Here is a 14765-nt window from a genome sequence, read left to right as displayed (position 1 = left end):
CTGCGGGGGCGCAGCGTTTTACACTGGGATACGCTTCTCCCCGTTTGCTCCCATCACTGTCCTGGCACCATGCAACACACTCTCCGCGCCCTGGCGTTGTCCGCCCTGCTCGCGCCGGCATTCGCCGGCGCTGCCACGATCGTCAGCTGTCCATCGAGTCCCAGCACGACCGGCGACAACATCAGCCGTTCCTTCTATCTGCCGAACTACGGTGGCACCACGCTCGATACGGTGACCGTCAACTACGGCACGAATACCGGCGGCAGCTATACCGTCACGCTCGAGGCACGGTTGAACGCCTTCGACGGCACGCTGGTCGGCACCGTGAACTCAACCGCCAACATCGCCGCGAACACTGCCGGCGGCACGCCCGTCACCTTCAGCTTCAACAATGCGGTGATTCCCGCCGGCTCCACGGTCACGTTCAAGCAGACCCTGGTCAGCGGCCCGGGCGCCCTGTTCATCAACACGGGCCAGGCGCCATGCACCGGTACCGTGACGCAGACCAACGGCTCCACGCCGCCGCTCGACTCCTCCCGTCGCGCGACCCTGGGCATCACCGTTGCCGGCAGTACCACCCCCGTGGGCGGTGGTGGCACTGTGGCAAGCATTCCGACGTTGTCCGAATGGGGTGTGATTTTGATGTCCGGCCTGCTGGCCCTCTTCGGACTGGCCCGCACGCGCCGACGCTGACCTTGATCGGCGACGCCGGGCGGTGTGCGCAGGCAGCACGCTGTCTGTCGCCCCGCCGGGCTAGAATGTAAGTCTTTGTATATTCCAGCTCCGCATCGGGAGCGGTTGCGTGTGTCCCGTCGTTTCATCCCCCAGGAAATCCGCCCTGCAGACCAGGAGCAGCAACGCCTGACCGAGCGCCACCTGCAGGGCCGGCTGGCCGAGGTGGAGCACTACCTGTATGCCGTGCGCCGTGAAATCGACCAGGAACTGCCAGGTTGCATCCCCACGTACCGCAAGCCCTATCCCTACGGCTGCTGCCTGGAGATTTCGGAGGCGTTCGAGAAGAAGCTGCGTGCGGCGGTGGCATCGGACGCTGCGCTGCCCGGGCTGGACGCCATCCGCGCCTTCATGGGCGAGGGTGGTTACGTGGGCTCCGTCTGGGGCGCTCTGCGCGAGCGCTACTTCCAGAATGCGTTCCAGTTCGGCAGCCTGTACGTGGATGTCTCCAACGACACGGTGGACGTGCGCAAGCCCTCGATCGAAATCCTGCCGATGGCGGAGTCTGGGCTGGTGAACATTTCCAGCCTGGAGCATTTCGTGCGGATTGGCCAGGCCTACTGGGGGGCGGAGTTCTACGCCAACGACGTGTGGCCGGCGCTTGCGCCGATCGCTCCGCTCGTGATGCACCTGCCGGACAGGCACGCCTTGCAACTCTCGAACCGCTCGGCCTACATGGTGGCCTGGCAGCGGCGGGACCGCTACCAGGGGGCGGAAGCCTACCTGTCCAGCGCGCCGTCCCTGCCGGCGGCGGCGCGGGAGTCCTTCCTGGCATGCATCGCGCCGCGCCGCAGGGTGGCGGACGCACGGCAGGGCCGGGCCTTGTCCATGGCGGCCTGCGCCTCCCTGCGCAAGGCCACGCCCCTGCAGGAGTCCATGTGGCTCAACCGGCAGCTGACGGAGTGGGGCGCCTCCGAAGGGCAGGCCTGAATACGCGGCTTCAGGGCGCCTCGTCCACCGGGCAGTCCGGCGGGGCCGGCACCGCGAGCGGCAGGTAATAGTAGGCCGCAGGCTGCCATTGGCCGGGGCCCGCGCTGTCGGCCACGCGCACATGCATGGCCTCCCCGGAAACACAGTGGTCCACGCGCACCGACACCTTGCGGTCCGGCCATTGCAGGAACAGCCGCTGGTCGGAAGCCCGGGTGACCGTGGCCTTGCCCAGCAGCGCCAGCCCCATGAAGGGTTCGCCCGGCGCCTGCGTGAACTGGGCCGTGTGTTCGGCCGCCAGTTGCGAATTGTCGCCGTCGAAGCGCAGGATGGCGACATCCCGGGGCGGCACGGCGGCCTGCGGCCGGACGCAGCATTCGGGCGCTTTCGCGGCGGGTGCCAGGGACAGATAGTGCAGGCCTGCGGAAGGCACCGCCATGGTGTCCGATGCCAGCGCGAGCCGCACGGCGCCGGGAGTGTTGGCGTCCACCACGCCGACGCGCGAGGACAGGGGATCGCCCTGCGAGGCCGCTGCAGGCGCCGGGGCGCGGGGCTTGGTGGCTTTGCGGGCCTTGGCGGCAGCCCGCGGCTTGCTGGAGACCTTGGGCTTCGCGGGCGCCTCGCCGCAGGCGATCGCCAGGGAAAAAGCCAGGAAGAAGAGTGTGCCGGTACGGAAGGGGGATCGGTGTCGTCGTTCGGTGGCCATCATCGGGGAAAGGGGAAAAAGCCGGGCGGTGCCAAGTGCGCGCAGCGCGCGCCACCGGAAGGCTGAGGGGCGAAGTATGGGCTGAGTTCCGGTCGCGCCGGTAAAGATGTGCATACCGCCGAGGCCCGTTGTCCGCGTGCCGGGTGGCCGGCTTGCGGCTCACCGCTCCTGCGGGCAGTCAGGTTGCACATCGGTGGCCAGGGGCAGGTAGTAGTGGGCCGCGGGCTTCCAGCGGCCAGCGCCGGTGCCTTCGGAGATCTTCAGGTGCAGGCCCTCGGCCGACAGGCAATGGTCCACGCGCAGCGATCCCTTGCGGTCCGGCCACCGCAGCAGGATCCGGCGGCCCGGCATCCGCGTCACGGCAGGCTGGCCCTCCAGCGCGAGTCCTGTGAAGCCCTCCCGCGGGGCATGCGTGAAGCGGGCTTCGCGTTCAGCGGCCGGCTGGGGAGACTCCCCCTCATAGCGCAGGATGGACGCGTCCTGCGGATCGACGGGGGCCAGCGGCTGCACGCAGCAATCCGTGGATGATCCCGTGGCCGTGGCCGTGGCCGTGGCCGTGGTCGGGGACAGGCGCAGGAAGCGCAGTTGCGGAAGGGGCGCACCATCGCCGGGCGGGACCGCCGGATCCGGTGCGTCCATCGTGGCAAGGCGGACAATTGCCGGGGAGCGTGCGTCCAGGATGGCGACCCGCGCGGCGAGGGGCGTGGCAGGGGCTGCGACGGCTTCCCCGGGGCGCGGAGGTTTCGCATGCGCCAGGCCACAGGCCAGCGCGATGCAGCACAGAAGGGCAGGGCGCACGGTATGGAGCAGTGCGGGCGGTGATTCGCAGGCCATCATGGGACCGGTGCATCCGGGCGAGGAGACGGGCGCGCCACTTTATCGGCTGGGGCGCACGGGCCGCGCAGGTTTGTTTCCAATTGCCGCGAAGCTGCAGCCAAACCGCGCCGTCGGGATACGTTTTGATGCAATATGCGCGCCTCGATCGCCCTTCGGGTCGCTCCGCCTGTTCCTATCTCCACCCATGCGCCTGCGCCATATCGAAGTCTTCAACGCCGTCATGCTCACGGGCAGCGTGAGCGCCGCCGCGCGCCTCATCAACGTCACGCAGCCGGCGGTGAGCCGCATCCTCTCCCATGCAGAGTTGCAGCTGGGCTTCGCGCTGTTTCACCGCCACAAGGGGCGGCTGGTTCCCACGCGGGAGGCACAGACGCTTTTCCCGCACATCGAGCGCCTGTTCACGCAGCTCGACGAAGTGCAGCGCCTGGCGGGCAGCCTGCGGGGGCGGCAGCGCGAGGGCGAGTTGCACATCCTCAGCGTGCTGGCGCTGAGCCACGAGGTGATGCCGCGGGCCCTGCGCGCCTTCCATGCCCTGCATCCCGGCGTGCAGGTGACGATCGAATCCCTGCATTCGCCGCAGATCGTCTCCGCTCTGGTGCTGCAGGAGGCCGACGTGGGCTTCGTGTTCTCGGCGCTGTCGCATCCCTCGCTGGAGCAGGAGACCCTGGCCGAGGGCAGCATGGTGTGCATCGCGCCGCGCGGCCTGCTCGATGCGGCGCTCGTGGCGCGGGGCTCGGTGCATCTGGCGGATCTGGCCGGCGTGCCGGTGGTGCGGCTGGGGCTGAACGATCCGCTGGGCACCATGGTGAACCACGCGTGCAGGGAGGCGGAAGTGGGGCTCGCTTCCGCCATCACGGTGCAGACCTACCATGCCGCCCTGGCGCTCGCGCACCATGGGCTGGGGGTGGCACTGGTGGACGCCTGCACCGCCGCGTCCGCAGACCCGGCGCGGGTGAATGTGCTGGAGCTGTTGCCGCGCATCGCCGTGCCGGTCAAGGCGCTGCGCATGCCCCATCGCCCGGCGTCCCTGCTGGCCGAGGCCATGGTGCGCTGCATGCGGGATGCCGCCGTCGAAACGCTGCAGGGCGGCGCGGGAGGGCTGCCGGCCCCGGCGCCCGGCGCCTGACCGCTTCAGGCGGTTCGCGCGGCCTGTGCGGCCTGGCGTTCGCCTGCCATGGCGTGTGCGAGCTGCTCCGCCGTGCCGAAGGACAGGGTGAAGCCCAGCGCCCCATGCCCGGTGTGCAGCCACAGGTTGCGCGGACCACCCGGCCTGCGGCCCACGACGGGCAGGCCGGTGGGGGTGGCGGGGCGCATGCCGGTCCAGGGGTGCAGGCCGGCGCCCGTGTCGGGGTCGTGGCCCAGCACCGCGGCCACGGTGGCGCGCAGGCGCTCGATGCGGTCCGCGGGAATGCTCCGGTCGTCGCCCACGAGTTCCGCCATGCCGGCTACGCGCAGGCGGTTGCCCAGCCGCGCGAACACCACCTTGCGGGCCGCATCGGTCACGTTCACCCGGGGTGCCCATCCCGCGGTCTCGGGCGCGTCCACCGTAATGCTGTAGCCCTTGAGCGGATAGACGGGCACGTGGATGCCCAGGCGGGCCGCCCAGGACGCGCTCGCGCTGCCCAGGGCCAGCACGAACTGGTCCGCGGCCACCGGGGTTTCCGCGCCCGATGCGCCGGAGCGCACATGCACTGTGGTGACCGCGCCGTCCGCGCCGCGCGTGAATCCCGCCACCTGAGAGCCCAGCAGGAAGCGCACGCCGCGCGCGGCGAGCAGCGTGTGCAGGCCGTCGCAGACTTTCTGGCAGTCGGCGGCGCATTCGCTGGGCGTGTGGATGGCGCCGGCGATGTGGTCCGCGTCGTGGGCCAGGGCGGGTTCCAGCTCCACGCAGCGGGCAGCGGACACCGACTCCTGCTCGCAGCCCCACGCGCGCTGCAGCGCCATCTGCCGTTCACCGCCGGCCAGTGCCTCGCGCGACCGGTACACGACGAGCTTGCCCGTGCGGCTGAAATCGCAATCCAGCCCCTCGCGCTCGCGCATGAGCTCGAAGGCCTGCCGGCTGCGCGCAGCCAGCTCCAGCAGCGTGCCGGTGGTGCGGCGGGACGTCGCGTCGTTGCAGGCCGCGAGGAACGCCGCGCCCCAGCGCCACTGGCGCATGCTCCACTGCGGCCGCAGCTTGAGCGGGGAGTCCGGCGAGAAGAGCAGTTTGGGCAATTGCCCCCATACCGAGGCGTCCGCCAGCGGCTGCACATAGCTGTAGCTCAGCTGCGCGCCGTTGCCGCCGCTGGCACCGCCACCCACCGGGCCCTGGTCGATCACCGTCACCTGCCACCCCTGCCGCTCCAGCGCATAGGCCGTGGCCAGCCCCACGATGCCGGCACCCATCACACATGCATGCATATCGATTCCGATCCGTTCCGTTCCATCCGCGGGCACTGTAGAAGCGCGCAGGCGGCTTGGACAATGCCGATCGGATCGCCGTCCATGCCGCCAGGTTATGCACCGGAGCGGGGCGTGGTGCATGGCGCTGCCGGGCGTGGCTCTTGCTACTGGTAGGGGTTGACCCCTATGCAGGCATAACTTTTCGACATGGCATGCGGCGTGGAATGAATTGTTCAATCCTCCACCGTGTTCCTACAGTGCCGGCTGCAGGCTCACCGCACGAGTCGCCGCGCGGCGCGGACTGCGTACCGCCTTTTCCCACCCCGATCATCCGATCCGACAAGGAGCTTCCATGAAAACCACCCTCTGCTCCGCCGCGCTGCTGGCCTGCGGCCTGATGGCCGGCGCCGCCGCGCAGGCCGACACCCTGAAGAAGATCGCGGACAGCGGCAAGATCACGCTCGCCTACCGCGAGTCGTCGGTGCCCTTCAGCTACCTGGCCGGCGCAGGGGCGCCCATCGGGTTCTCGGTGGACATCTCCAACGCGGTGGTGGACGCGGTGAAAAAGAAGCTGAACAAGCCCGACATCAAGGTCGAGCTGCAGGCCGTGACCTCGCAGAACCGCATTCCGCTGGTGACCAATGGCACGGTGGACCTGGAGTGCGGCTCCACCACCAACAACACCGCCCGCGCCAAGGACGTGCAGTTCGCCGTCAACTACTTCTACACGGGCACGCGGCTGCTGGTGAAGAAATCCTGGGGCATCAGGAACTACGCAGACCTCGCGAAGAAGACCGTGGCCAGCACCACCGGCACCACGAACGCGCAGGTGATCCGCAAGTACAACCGGGACAACAACCTCGACATGGACATCGTGCTGGGCAAGGACCACAACGACTCCATGCTGCTGGTGGACACGGGCCGCGCGCTGGCCTTCGCCATGGATGACATCCTGCTCTTCGGGCTGAAGGCCAACGCGACCAACCCCGCCGAATGGGATGTGGTCGGCGATGCGCTGCAGGTCGAGCCCTATGCCTGCATGCTGCGCAAAGACGACCCGCAGTTCCAGGCGCTGGTCAACGGCGTGATCGGCGGCATGATGAAGTCCGGTGAATTCGAGAAGCTCTACAACAAGTGGTTCCTCTCGCCCATCCCGCCCAAGGGCCAGGCACTGGGCCTGCCCATGTCGAAGGAGTTGCGCGACAACCTCACGGCGCAGAGCGACAAGCCCGCGGTATGACGCAGCCGGCAGGGCAGGCGGCGGGCGTGGAACCGCCGCGCACCGTCGGCATCCTGGGCGGCATGGGGCCGGCGGCCGGCGCGGACTTCGCGCGCCTGTTCGTCGAGGCCTGCACGGCGCGCATGCAGGCGCTGGGCATCGCCGTGCGCGACCAGGCCTACCCCGAGCACTGGCTGGCCCAGGTGCCGGTGCCGGACCGCACGGCGGCGCTGGACGATCCCCGGCCCGGCGCCCACCAGCCGGGCGATGCCCTGTTGCAGGCCACCGGCCGCCTGGCCGCGCTGGGCGCCCGTGCGGTGGCGATTGCCTGCAATACCGCGCACGCCTGGCATCGGCTGCTGCAGGAGCGGTTCCCGCAGCTCTCCGTGCTGCACATGCCGCGCGAAGTGGCGGCGCTGCTGCACGCCCAGGGCCGCCGGCGCGTGGGCCTGCTGGCCACCCAGGGCACCTATCGCAGCGGCCTGTACCGGCGGGCGCTGGAGCAGGCCGGCATCGACTGCCTGGAGCCGGACGAGGCCGGCCGCGAGCGGCTCATGCAGGGCATCTACGAGGGCGTGAAGGCTGGCGACATGGCGCTGGCGCGCCAGTGCTTCAGCGAAGTGGCGCAGGCGCTGCGCGATGCCGGCGGCGCCGAAGTGATCGTGATGGGCTGCACGGAAATCCCCCTGGCCCTGGACGAGGCCGGCGCGGGTGCGGCACTGCTGGACCCGGCCCGCGTGCTGGCCGATGCACTGGCCCGCGAAGCCTATCCGCAGCCGCCCCGCGGCGGCCGGGAACTTCAACCCTAGGGCCTGTTAAAGCTATGCAAGGGGTCGCGAAGCCCATCACAGCCCGCCCATCAAGGCGCGCGACGCCGTGCGTGTGTCCACACGTACAAGGAGCGCAACGCCGGGGGGCGGGCTGTGATGGGCTTCCCTTCGGGTTGCTTCGCGAAGGGGCCGCTTGCAGCGTTGCCCGTGCTTGCAAGGCCCCGGCCTTGCTACGCCCAGGCGCCTTGCACCCAGCCCCTTCGCGAAGCAACGCGATCCCCTTGCATAGCGTTAACAGGCCCTAGAGCGCCGGCTTGGCCACCATCATGTAGTAGATCGCAAGCATGGCGATGAAGGCCGGGTAGCCCAGCGCCTCCCACCAGCGTGCATGGCGGCGGTAGTCTTCCGGCAGTGCGGTGCCGCGCTCCGCCGCGTCGCGCGCCATGGCGGCCATGCGCCACTGCAGCCACAGCACGGGCAGCCAGCACAGGCCCGCGACCACGTACAGACCCAGGGACGCGGCGATCCACGGCGTGGACAGCGGCCAGCCGGCCATGTGGGCCAGTGCCACGCCGCTGACCGGCTGCACGATTCCCGCCGGCGTGGTGAACCAGGTGTCCGCGCGCACCACGAGCCGCGCCACCACGGCCTGGGCCTGCACGCTGCCGCTGCGGTTGGCGAGGAACAGGTAGAAGGCCGAGCCGAATCCCGTGCCCACCAGCAGTACGCTGGAGAGGATGTGCACCCACTTGAGGACCAGGTACGAATTCATGGACGTCTCTCTTCCGTATGCCAGAGCACGAGCAGGATGGCCGCGATCGGAATGTTCTTGAGCAGCCGGCCCAGTGGATCGAGCCACAGCCCGGGCAGCAGGAGGGTGGCGATCACGGTCATTGCGCCCATGAGCAGCAGGGCCGCGGCATAGGCGGGGCGGCCCGGCCGCCACCACAGCCATGCGCCGACGGCCAGGTCCGCGGCGATGCCGGCGGCAATGATGGCCTGCATGAGCAGGGTGTTCTGCATCCCGGCGGCCACCAGCAGGTCGCGACTCTGGCCATGGAACTCCGCCACGCTGGCGACCGCGGTACCCAGCCAGACGGCCACGAGGCTCGCGCGCAGCCAGCCCCGTTCGCGAGGTCCTGCGGACGATGGTGGTGCGCGCCCCGTCATGGCTGCCTCCAGGCGCGGGCGACCAGGTCCCGGTAATGCACGGCCTCGCGGCCCAGGAGGCTGCGCAGCGGCGCGGGATCGGCGGTGTTGTCGCTGCCCAGCATCGCCAGGCTCTCGCTGCACCAGGGCGAGGCCGGCACGCGGTCTCCGAGCCGTGCGCTCAGCCGGCTGAGCGCGTCCGGCAGCGCCGCCACATGGGCCGGCCCGTGTCCGCACTGGGCACGCAGGCTGGCGACCAGCCCGGCCATGGGCACGGCCTCCGGGCCCGCGCATTCGATGATGCCCTGGCGGTCCTGGACCGGGCCCAGCAGCGCGGCCACGGCATCGGCGAGGTCGTGCACGGCCACGGGCTGGACGCGGGCCTGCAGCACGGGACGCGGCAGGACCACCACGGGCAGCCGCGCCAGGTTCATGAAGAGTGCGCTGCTCGCGCCGCCGCGGCCGAACACGATGCTGGGCCGCAGCACGCAGGCGGAAGGCGCCGGGGCCGCTCCCTGCACCGGGCCCAGCAGGAACGTGTCCGCGCCGCGCTTGGTGCGGGCATAGCGCGTCTCGCTGCGGTCCACGCCCAGCGCGGAGATCTGCACCACGCGCCGCACGCCGGCCTGGGCGCAGGCCTGGAACAGCGCGATCGGGGTATCGCGGTGCAGCGCATCGATAGGGCGGCCGGGGCTGTCGCGCAGCACGCCGACGGCGTTGACCACCGCGTCGATGCCCGCGAGTCGGGGCAGCCATGCGGCGGGATCGGTATCGCGCGCGAAATCCATGGGCACCTGTCCGGCATCGCGCCGGCCGTGGCGCGGGGAAACGCCTTCGTGGACGGTGTGACCGTCCGCGCGCAGCCGGGCGGCGACGTGCCTGCCGATGAACCCGGTCGCGCCGGTGATGAGGACTTGCATGGTGGATCTCCTCAGAGGTCGCAGCGGTCGCCGGGGGCGCACCGCCGCAGGGCCGCGCGCCGGCTCGCGCGCTCGAACAGGCCGCCGACCAGCCAGCGCGGCAGGCGGTAGCGGTTGCGCGCCAGCACCGGATAGAGCCGGTCCGCGAGCGGGCCCAGCACCGGCAGGCGCGTGGCTGCCATGACCCAGCCCAGGCCCACGGCCTCGTAGGCGCGGCGGAACACCTCCACGCCGCGCAGCACCCGGCCATCCGCGGTGCGGGCATGGATCAGCGTCAGCAATTGCTCGTGCGTGGTACCCGGCGGGCCTTCGAAGCCGGCTGCCCACACGTCCGCGAACCGCAGCAGCCCGGCCCGGTCGCGCAGGCGCAGGTTGGTCATCTCCGCATTGCAGAGCTGGCAGCGGGAATCGAAGTAGAGGGTGAGGGGATAGAGGGCTTGCGGGTCGGTGGTCATGGCGGGCTCCTTGAAGATGGTTGGCTGCCGTTGGGTTTTCTCTGCTTTTTAAATTTCTGTACGAAGTGAAATGGCGGGGCGCAAAAGGGTAGGGGAGCCGATGGCCTGGCAGAACTCAGGTGGCGGGCGTGCCCGGAGGCGGTGGACCTGCCGGGGAGCGCTTGCCGCGGGACGCGGCTTCATCGCCGCGCACGAACTTCTGCACGCTGGCACCCAGGCGCAGCACCTTCTCGAGGGTGGAGGGCGTGAGCCGGAGCATCTCTTCCGTCCAGAGGTCCAGCGATTCCATCAGGCGCAGGGTTTCACGCACACGGTCCTGCGCATCGGGGGCTTCGGCTGCCATCTCGGGACGGCTCGCCAGTTCGCGCAGCATGCGCACCGTCGGCTCGAACTCGCGCTCCTTGCGCTCGCGCACGATGGTGCGGAACAGCTCCCAGACGTCGGTGGAGGTCTCGAAATAGTCGCGCCGGTCGCCCAGGACGTGGGTGACGCGGATCAGGTGCCAGTTGAGCAGTTCCTTCAGGCTGTTGCTCGCGTTGGACCGGGCGACGCCGAGGGTCTCGCAGATGTCTTCCGCATGCAATGGCCGGCCGTGGAAGAAGAGCAGGGCGTGGATCTGGGCGACGGTGCGGTTGACGCCCCAGGCGGTGCCCATTTCGCCCCAGTGGACGATGAAGCGGCGGGCGGTGTCGGTCAGTTGCATGGGATGGAGTCTATTGCTTCGGTAATTTCTGTCAATACAGAAATTTGAATGCTGTCCAGCAATCCATCCCGTGCAATCGTCCGCGCGCTCACATAGACTGCCCAGTCTTCCGGACCCTGCGTTCCCATTTCCTCTTTTCACAGGAGCTTCCATGCTGCATGACGACCTCAGGAAAGATTTCGATGCCCTGCTGCCCGGCAAATCCAGCGACGCCGGCGCCAGCCGCCGCACCGCCATGCGCGTGGCGTTGGGCGCGGGCTTCGGCGTGGGCTATGCCGCCGCGGCGATGCCGGTGATGGCGCAGACGGCCATCCACACGCCGTCCGACGGGCTGGTGGCGGGCAAGGTCGAGATCGACGTCAATGGCTTCAAGGTGCCGGCCTACCGCGCCGCGCCCGCCGGCAAGACGGGGCTGCCCGTGGTGCTGGTGATCCAGGAGATCTTCGGCGTGCACGAGTACATCGCCGACACCTGCCGCCGCTTCGCGAAGGCGGGCTATCTGGCCATCGCCCCGGAAATGTTCGTGCGCCAGGGGGACCCCTCGCAGTACACCGAAATCTCCAGGCTCATGAGCGAGGTCGTCTCCAAGGTGCCCGACGCCCAGGTGCTGGCCGACCTCGACGCGACCGTGAAATGGGCCGGCGACCATGGCGGCGATCTCTCCAAAGTGGGTATCACGGGCTTCTGCTGGGGCGGGCGCATCACCTGGCTCTATGCGGCCCACGGCCCGGTCAAGGCCGGCGTGGCATGGTACGGCCGGCTGGTGGGGCAGGCGAGCGAGCTCACGCCCAAGCACCCGGTGGACATCGCTCCCATCCTCAAGGCGCCGGTGCTCGGCCTTTATGGCGACAAAGACACCGGAATCCCTCTTGACACGATTGATAAGATGAAAGCGGCCCTCAAGAACGGCTCCGCCGCCGCCAAGGCGTCGGAGTTCGTGGTGTACCCTGACGCGCCGCATGCGTTCCATGCCGACTACCGGCCCAGCTACCGCAAGGAAGCCGCCGAGGACGGATGGAAGCGCGCGCTGGCGTGGTTCAAGGTGCACGGCGTGGGCTGATGCGCCGCCCCGCCGGGCGCCGCGTCCCGCAGCAAAGCCCTTCGGGGCTTTTTTCGTTTTCGAGAATCGAGCGCGTACAGCTATGACTTTGATCGCAATCATCCTGGCCACCCTGGCCGCGGGTATCGGCAGCGTGTGGGTGGCCGCCCTGCTCATGCGGGCCGGCTGGGGGGACGGCCGCTCGGGCATCGGCCCGCGGCACCTGCTGAGCTTCGCGGCCGGCGCGCTGCTGGCCACGGCCTTCATGCACCTGCTGCCGGAGGCCTTCGAGAGCCAGGCCGGCGCGCACGAACTCTTCGCCACGCTGCTGGTGGGGCTGGTCTTCTTCTTCCTGCTGGACAAGGCGGAACTCTGGCACCACGGCCACGAGCACGGCGTGGGGCCTGCCAACGACGACCCAGGTGCGGGAGGAGGGCACGTGCACGCCCATGGACACACCCACCATGGACATGGCCACGGGCACCACGCCCACGCGCATGGCGGCGACGGCGGGCATGCCCATTCCCATTCCCATCGCGGCTCCGGCGGCTGGGCCCTGCTCACGGGCGACAGCGTGCACTGCTTCGGCGACGGCATCCTGATCGCCTCCGCCTTCCTGGCCGACCTGCGCCTGGGCGCCATCGCCGCGCTGGCCGTCCTGGCCCATGAAGTGCCGCACCACATGGGTGACCTGGTGGTGCTGCGCCAGTCCAGCGGCGACCGGCGTGCGGCCCTGGTCAAGGTGTCCCTGGCCGGCGCGGTCACCGCGCTCGGGGGCGTGGTGGGCTACTTCCTGGTGGGCGAGCTGCAGGACTGGCTGCCGTATTTCCTGGCCATTGCGTCCAGCAGCTTCGTCTATGTGGCCCTGGCCGACCTCATCCCCCAGCTGCAGAAGCGCCTGACGGCCAAACAGACCCTGGCGCAGATCGCGTGGCTGCTGGGCGGCATGGTGGTGGTCACGCTGGTGAGCGGGATGGCGCACGCGCACTAGAGAACCCTCCCTGAGCGGCTTCGCCGCTTCCCTCCCCTCTCTCGCCATGCTGCGCATGGCGGGTGGGGGAGGGACGCAGCCCTCGCTGCGGGGCGGCCCTTGCTTGGCTGCTGCTGGCCTGGGCCGCGCCCACTGCTTGAGGGCGGCAACCATTTCCTGGTCCGCGGCCTGGCGCGCTTGGCCGCGACGCGGCTATGCGCTGAGGTCAGCGGGGGGCGAGGCGGTCGAAGTCGCGGTCCAGGCGGGCGAGGCTGCTGCCGATGCGGGCGCGCTGCGCGGCTATCCAGGCCGATTGCTGTTCCACGCGGGCCTGGGCGGCCTTGAGCATGCGGGCCATTTCCGCTGGCTGGGGGCCGCCGGCTGTCGCGCGGTGGCGGACGATGGCCACCGGGTCCAGCGTGGCGCGGAACTCGGCCTCGTCCATGGGCAGTTGCGCGGGGAATTCCGAGCCGTGCACCGATTCCGCATAGATGCGGCGCGCCTCGGCGTAGGGGAAGTCCAGCGGCTTGATGTCCTTCGCCTTGGCGTACTCGACCACCTCCGACGCGAAATGGTGGCCCACGCGGAAGGGCAGCCGGTACTTGCGCATCAGCACGTCGGCCAGTTCCTGCGAGGCGGTCCAGTCGCTGTTCAATTCCTCGAGTGCGCGCTGCGGGTCGATGACCAGCGCGCCCAGGATGCGGTCCCACTGGCGCAGCACGTCGATCGCGCTCTGCACCATGGCGGTGTTGTTGCGCGCTTCCTTGGGGTCCTGCATGCCGGGCGGGATATTGTGCGCCTGGATGGCCGCGCCCATGCCCAGCGTCAGGGCCTGCGAGGCGTCGCGGCGCGTGGCGTTGAGCAGGCCGGGGTTGCGCTTTTGCGGCATCGCGCTCGACACGTAAGTGTTGCCGCCGCCTTCCTGCAGCAGGATCCAAGGGCGGGGCTGCGCGTACTGCGTCATCACGTCCTCGATGAAGGTGCCGGCATGCAGGGCGATCGCCATGACGATGGCGCCGGCCTCCACCGGCTGGTCCACGGCCGAGACCTGTGCGGCGTCGTAGGCGTTGTCCACCGTGGCGGAAAAGCCCAGGTAGTCCGCCATGCGCTGGCGGTCGAGCGGCCAGCTCGTGCCGTTGAGCACCGTGGTGCCCATGGGCGAGCGGTCGATGCGGGCATAGGCCTCGCGGATGCGCTGCGCATCGCGGTCCAGGCCGCTGGCCAGGCCCAGCAGGTAGTGGCCGTAGCTGTTGGGCTGCGCGGCCACGCCGTTCGTGTAGTTGGGCACCACGGTGGCCTGGTGCCTGTCGGCCAGCCGGACCATGGTGGCCGTCGTCTGGTTCAGCGCCTCGGCCAGCTGCAGCATCTGGTCGCGCAGCATGGCCGCGCGCACGGTGGAGAGCATGTCCTGGCTGGAGCGGCCGGCGTGCAGCAGCGTGATCTGCGGACCCGCGGCCTCGATGAGCAGGGGCTCGAAAGTGATCACCAGCCGGGGCCGCTTGCCGCCGGGCCGGTTGCCGTCGGCCAGCACCTTGCTGATGCTGTCGTGGACCAGCGGCGCCAGGGACTTGTCGAGCAGGCCCTGGTCGATGTTGATGACGGCCGATGCCTTGTTGATCTCGCCGAGCCAGAAGAACTCGTCGCGGGGTGGGGCTGCGGCCGGCCGGGCCGGAGTTGCAGACGGTGGGCCGGACTCCGGCGCCTGTGCTGGTGCTCCGGCCTGCGCCGCCGCCGTGGCGCCCGTGCACAGCGCGGCAGCGCAGGCGAGGGCGTGCAGTGCGGCGTGCAACCGCAGGTGTTTCCGGGGGCTTTCTCGTGGGATCGTCATGCCTGTCTCCTTATATGTCTCAGTTGGTTCAAACTTCAGTCGTCAAGGCAGGCCGGCCGGCCTTGGCCACTGAACGGGTTGACTCACCGCCGCGCAGCCTGTGTCTCCTGCGAGCGCGAGCTCGAATG

At 69.8% G+C, this 14765-nt stretch carries 16 protein-coding genes; 7 read left to right on the top strand and 9 right to left on the bottom strand.

Annotation, left to right across the window (positions count from 1 at the left end; all coding sequences use genetic code 11):
- Positions 1-69: 69 nt before the first annotated feature.
- Together ACAV_RS16030 and ACAV_RS16025 are read left to right on the top strand one after the other, a co-directional pair.
- The gene (locus ACAV_RS16030; protein ID WP_013595625.1) at positions 70-693 is read left to right on the top strand and encodes an IPTL-CTERM sorting domain-containing protein; all 624 of its coding nucleotides are present in this window, start codon (positions 70-72) and stop codon (positions 691-693) included.
- Between the two features lie 111 nt (positions 694-804).
- The gene (locus tag ACAV_RS16025; protein WP_013595624.1) at positions 805-1662 is read left to right on the top strand and encodes a hypothetical protein; all 858 of its coding nucleotides are present in this window, start codon (positions 805-807) and stop codon (positions 1660-1662) included.
- A gap of 10 nt (positions 1663-1672) precedes the next feature.
- Here the strand turns inward: ACAV_RS16025 and ACAV_RS16020 are convergent, their stop codons facing one another.
- Together ACAV_RS16020 and ACAV_RS16015 are read right to left on the bottom strand one after the other, a co-directional pair.
- A complete protein-coding gene (locus ACAV_RS16020) occupies positions 1673-2368 on the bottom strand; it encodes a hypothetical protein (protein WP_013595623.1) in 696 nt (231 codons plus the stop codon).
- A gap of 156 nt (positions 2369-2524) precedes the next feature.
- On the bottom strand, positions 2525-3163 hold the full coding sequence (locus tag ACAV_RS16015; protein WP_244875477.1) for a hypothetical protein: 639 nt from the start codon (positions 3161-3163) through the stop codon (positions 2525-2527).
- A gap of 223 nt (positions 3164-3386) precedes the next feature.
- Between ACAV_RS16015 and ACAV_RS16010 the strand changes: the two genes are divergently transcribed.
- Positions 3387-4328, top strand: a complete 942-nt coding sequence (locus ACAV_RS16010; protein WP_013595621.1) for a LysR substrate-binding domain-containing protein — start codon at positions 3387-3389, stop codon at positions 4326-4328.
- 5 nt (positions 4329-4333) lie between these two features.
- Here ACAV_RS16010 and ACAV_RS16005 read toward each other — a convergent pair whose 3' ends face one another.
- The gene (locus ACAV_RS16005) at positions 4334-5602 is read right to left on the bottom strand and encodes a D-amino acid dehydrogenase (protein ID WP_013595620.1); all 1269 of its coding nucleotides are present in this window, start codon (positions 5600-5602) and stop codon (positions 4334-4336) included.
- A gap of 334 nt (positions 5603-5936) precedes the next feature.
- Between ACAV_RS16005 and ACAV_RS16000 the strand changes: the two genes are divergently transcribed.
- Entirely contained in the window at positions 5937-6824 is an 888-nt protein-coding gene (locus ACAV_RS16000) for a transporter substrate-binding domain-containing protein (RefSeq protein WP_013595619.1), read from the top strand.
- Positions 6821-7612: an aspartate/glutamate racemase family protein gene (locus tag ACAV_RS15995; RefSeq protein ID WP_013595618.1), complete on the top strand. Its 792-nt coding sequence runs from the start codon at positions 6821-6823 to the stop codon at positions 7610-7612. The genes ACAV_RS16000 and ACAV_RS15995 overlap by 4 nt, the downstream gene beginning before the upstream one ends.
- Before the next feature lie 262 nt (positions 7613-7874).
- On the opposite strand, the gene ACAV_RS15990 is transcribed toward ACAV_RS15995, so the two are convergent.
- From ACAV_RS15990 to ACAV_RS15970, 5 genes are all read right to left on the bottom strand, one after another.
- Positions 7875-8345, bottom strand: coding sequence for a DUF2269 family protein (locus tag ACAV_RS15990; protein WP_013595617.1), 471 nt, complete (start codon positions 8343-8345; stop codon positions 7875-7877).
- Positions 8342-8743: a DoxX-like family protein gene (locus ACAV_RS15985; RefSeq protein WP_013595616.1), complete on the bottom strand. Its 402-nt coding sequence runs from the start codon at positions 8741-8743 to the stop codon at positions 8342-8344. The genes ACAV_RS15990 and ACAV_RS15985 overlap by 4 nt, the downstream gene beginning before the upstream one ends.
- Entirely contained in the window at positions 8740-9642 is a 903-nt protein-coding gene (locus ACAV_RS15980) for an NAD-dependent epimerase/dehydratase family protein (protein WP_013595615.1), read from the bottom strand. The genes ACAV_RS15985 and ACAV_RS15980 overlap by 4 nt, the downstream gene beginning before the upstream one ends.
- A gap of 11 nt (positions 9643-9653) precedes the next feature.
- On the bottom strand, positions 9654-10097 hold the full coding sequence (locus ACAV_RS15975) for a thiol-disulfide oxidoreductase DCC family protein (protein WP_013595614.1): 444 nt from the start codon (positions 10095-10097) through the stop codon (positions 9654-9656).
- A 115-nt stretch (positions 10098-10212) separates the two neighbouring features.
- On the bottom strand, positions 10213-10800 hold the full coding sequence (locus tag ACAV_RS15970; protein WP_013595613.1) for a GbsR/MarR family transcriptional regulator: 588 nt from the start codon (positions 10798-10800) through the stop codon (positions 10213-10215).
- 151 nt (positions 10801-10951) lie between these two features.
- On the opposite strand from ACAV_RS15970, the gene ACAV_RS15965 reads away from it, so the two are divergent.
- Together ACAV_RS15965 and ACAV_RS15960 are read left to right on the top strand one after the other, a co-directional pair.
- Positions 10952-11860 (top strand): dienelactone hydrolase family protein, encoded by a 909-nt coding sequence (locus ACAV_RS15965; RefSeq protein WP_013595612.1) that lies wholly within the window; start codon positions 10952-10954, stop codon positions 11858-11860.
- A gap of 82 nt (positions 11861-11942) precedes the next feature.
- The gene (locus ACAV_RS15960) at positions 11943-12830 is read left to right on the top strand and encodes a ZIP family metal transporter (RefSeq protein WP_013595611.1); all 888 of its coding nucleotides are present in this window, start codon (positions 11943-11945) and stop codon (positions 12828-12830) included.
- Between the two features lie 205 nt (positions 12831-13035).
- On the opposite strand, the gene ACAV_RS15955 is transcribed toward ACAV_RS15960, so the two are convergent.
- Positions 13036-14637, bottom strand: coding sequence for a lyase family protein (locus ACAV_RS15955; RefSeq protein WP_013595610.1), 1602 nt, complete (start codon positions 14635-14637; stop codon positions 13036-13038).
- Positions 14638-14765 lie beyond the last annotated feature (128 nt).

Origin of the sequence: Paracidovorax avenae ATCC 19860, assembly GCF_000176855.2 — a bacterium.
Taxonomy (GTDB): Bacteria; Pseudomonadota; Gammaproteobacteria; order Burkholderiales; family Burkholderiaceae_C; genus Paracidovorax; species Paracidovorax avenae.
This window is presented reverse-complemented; position numbering and strand designations above follow the sequence as displayed.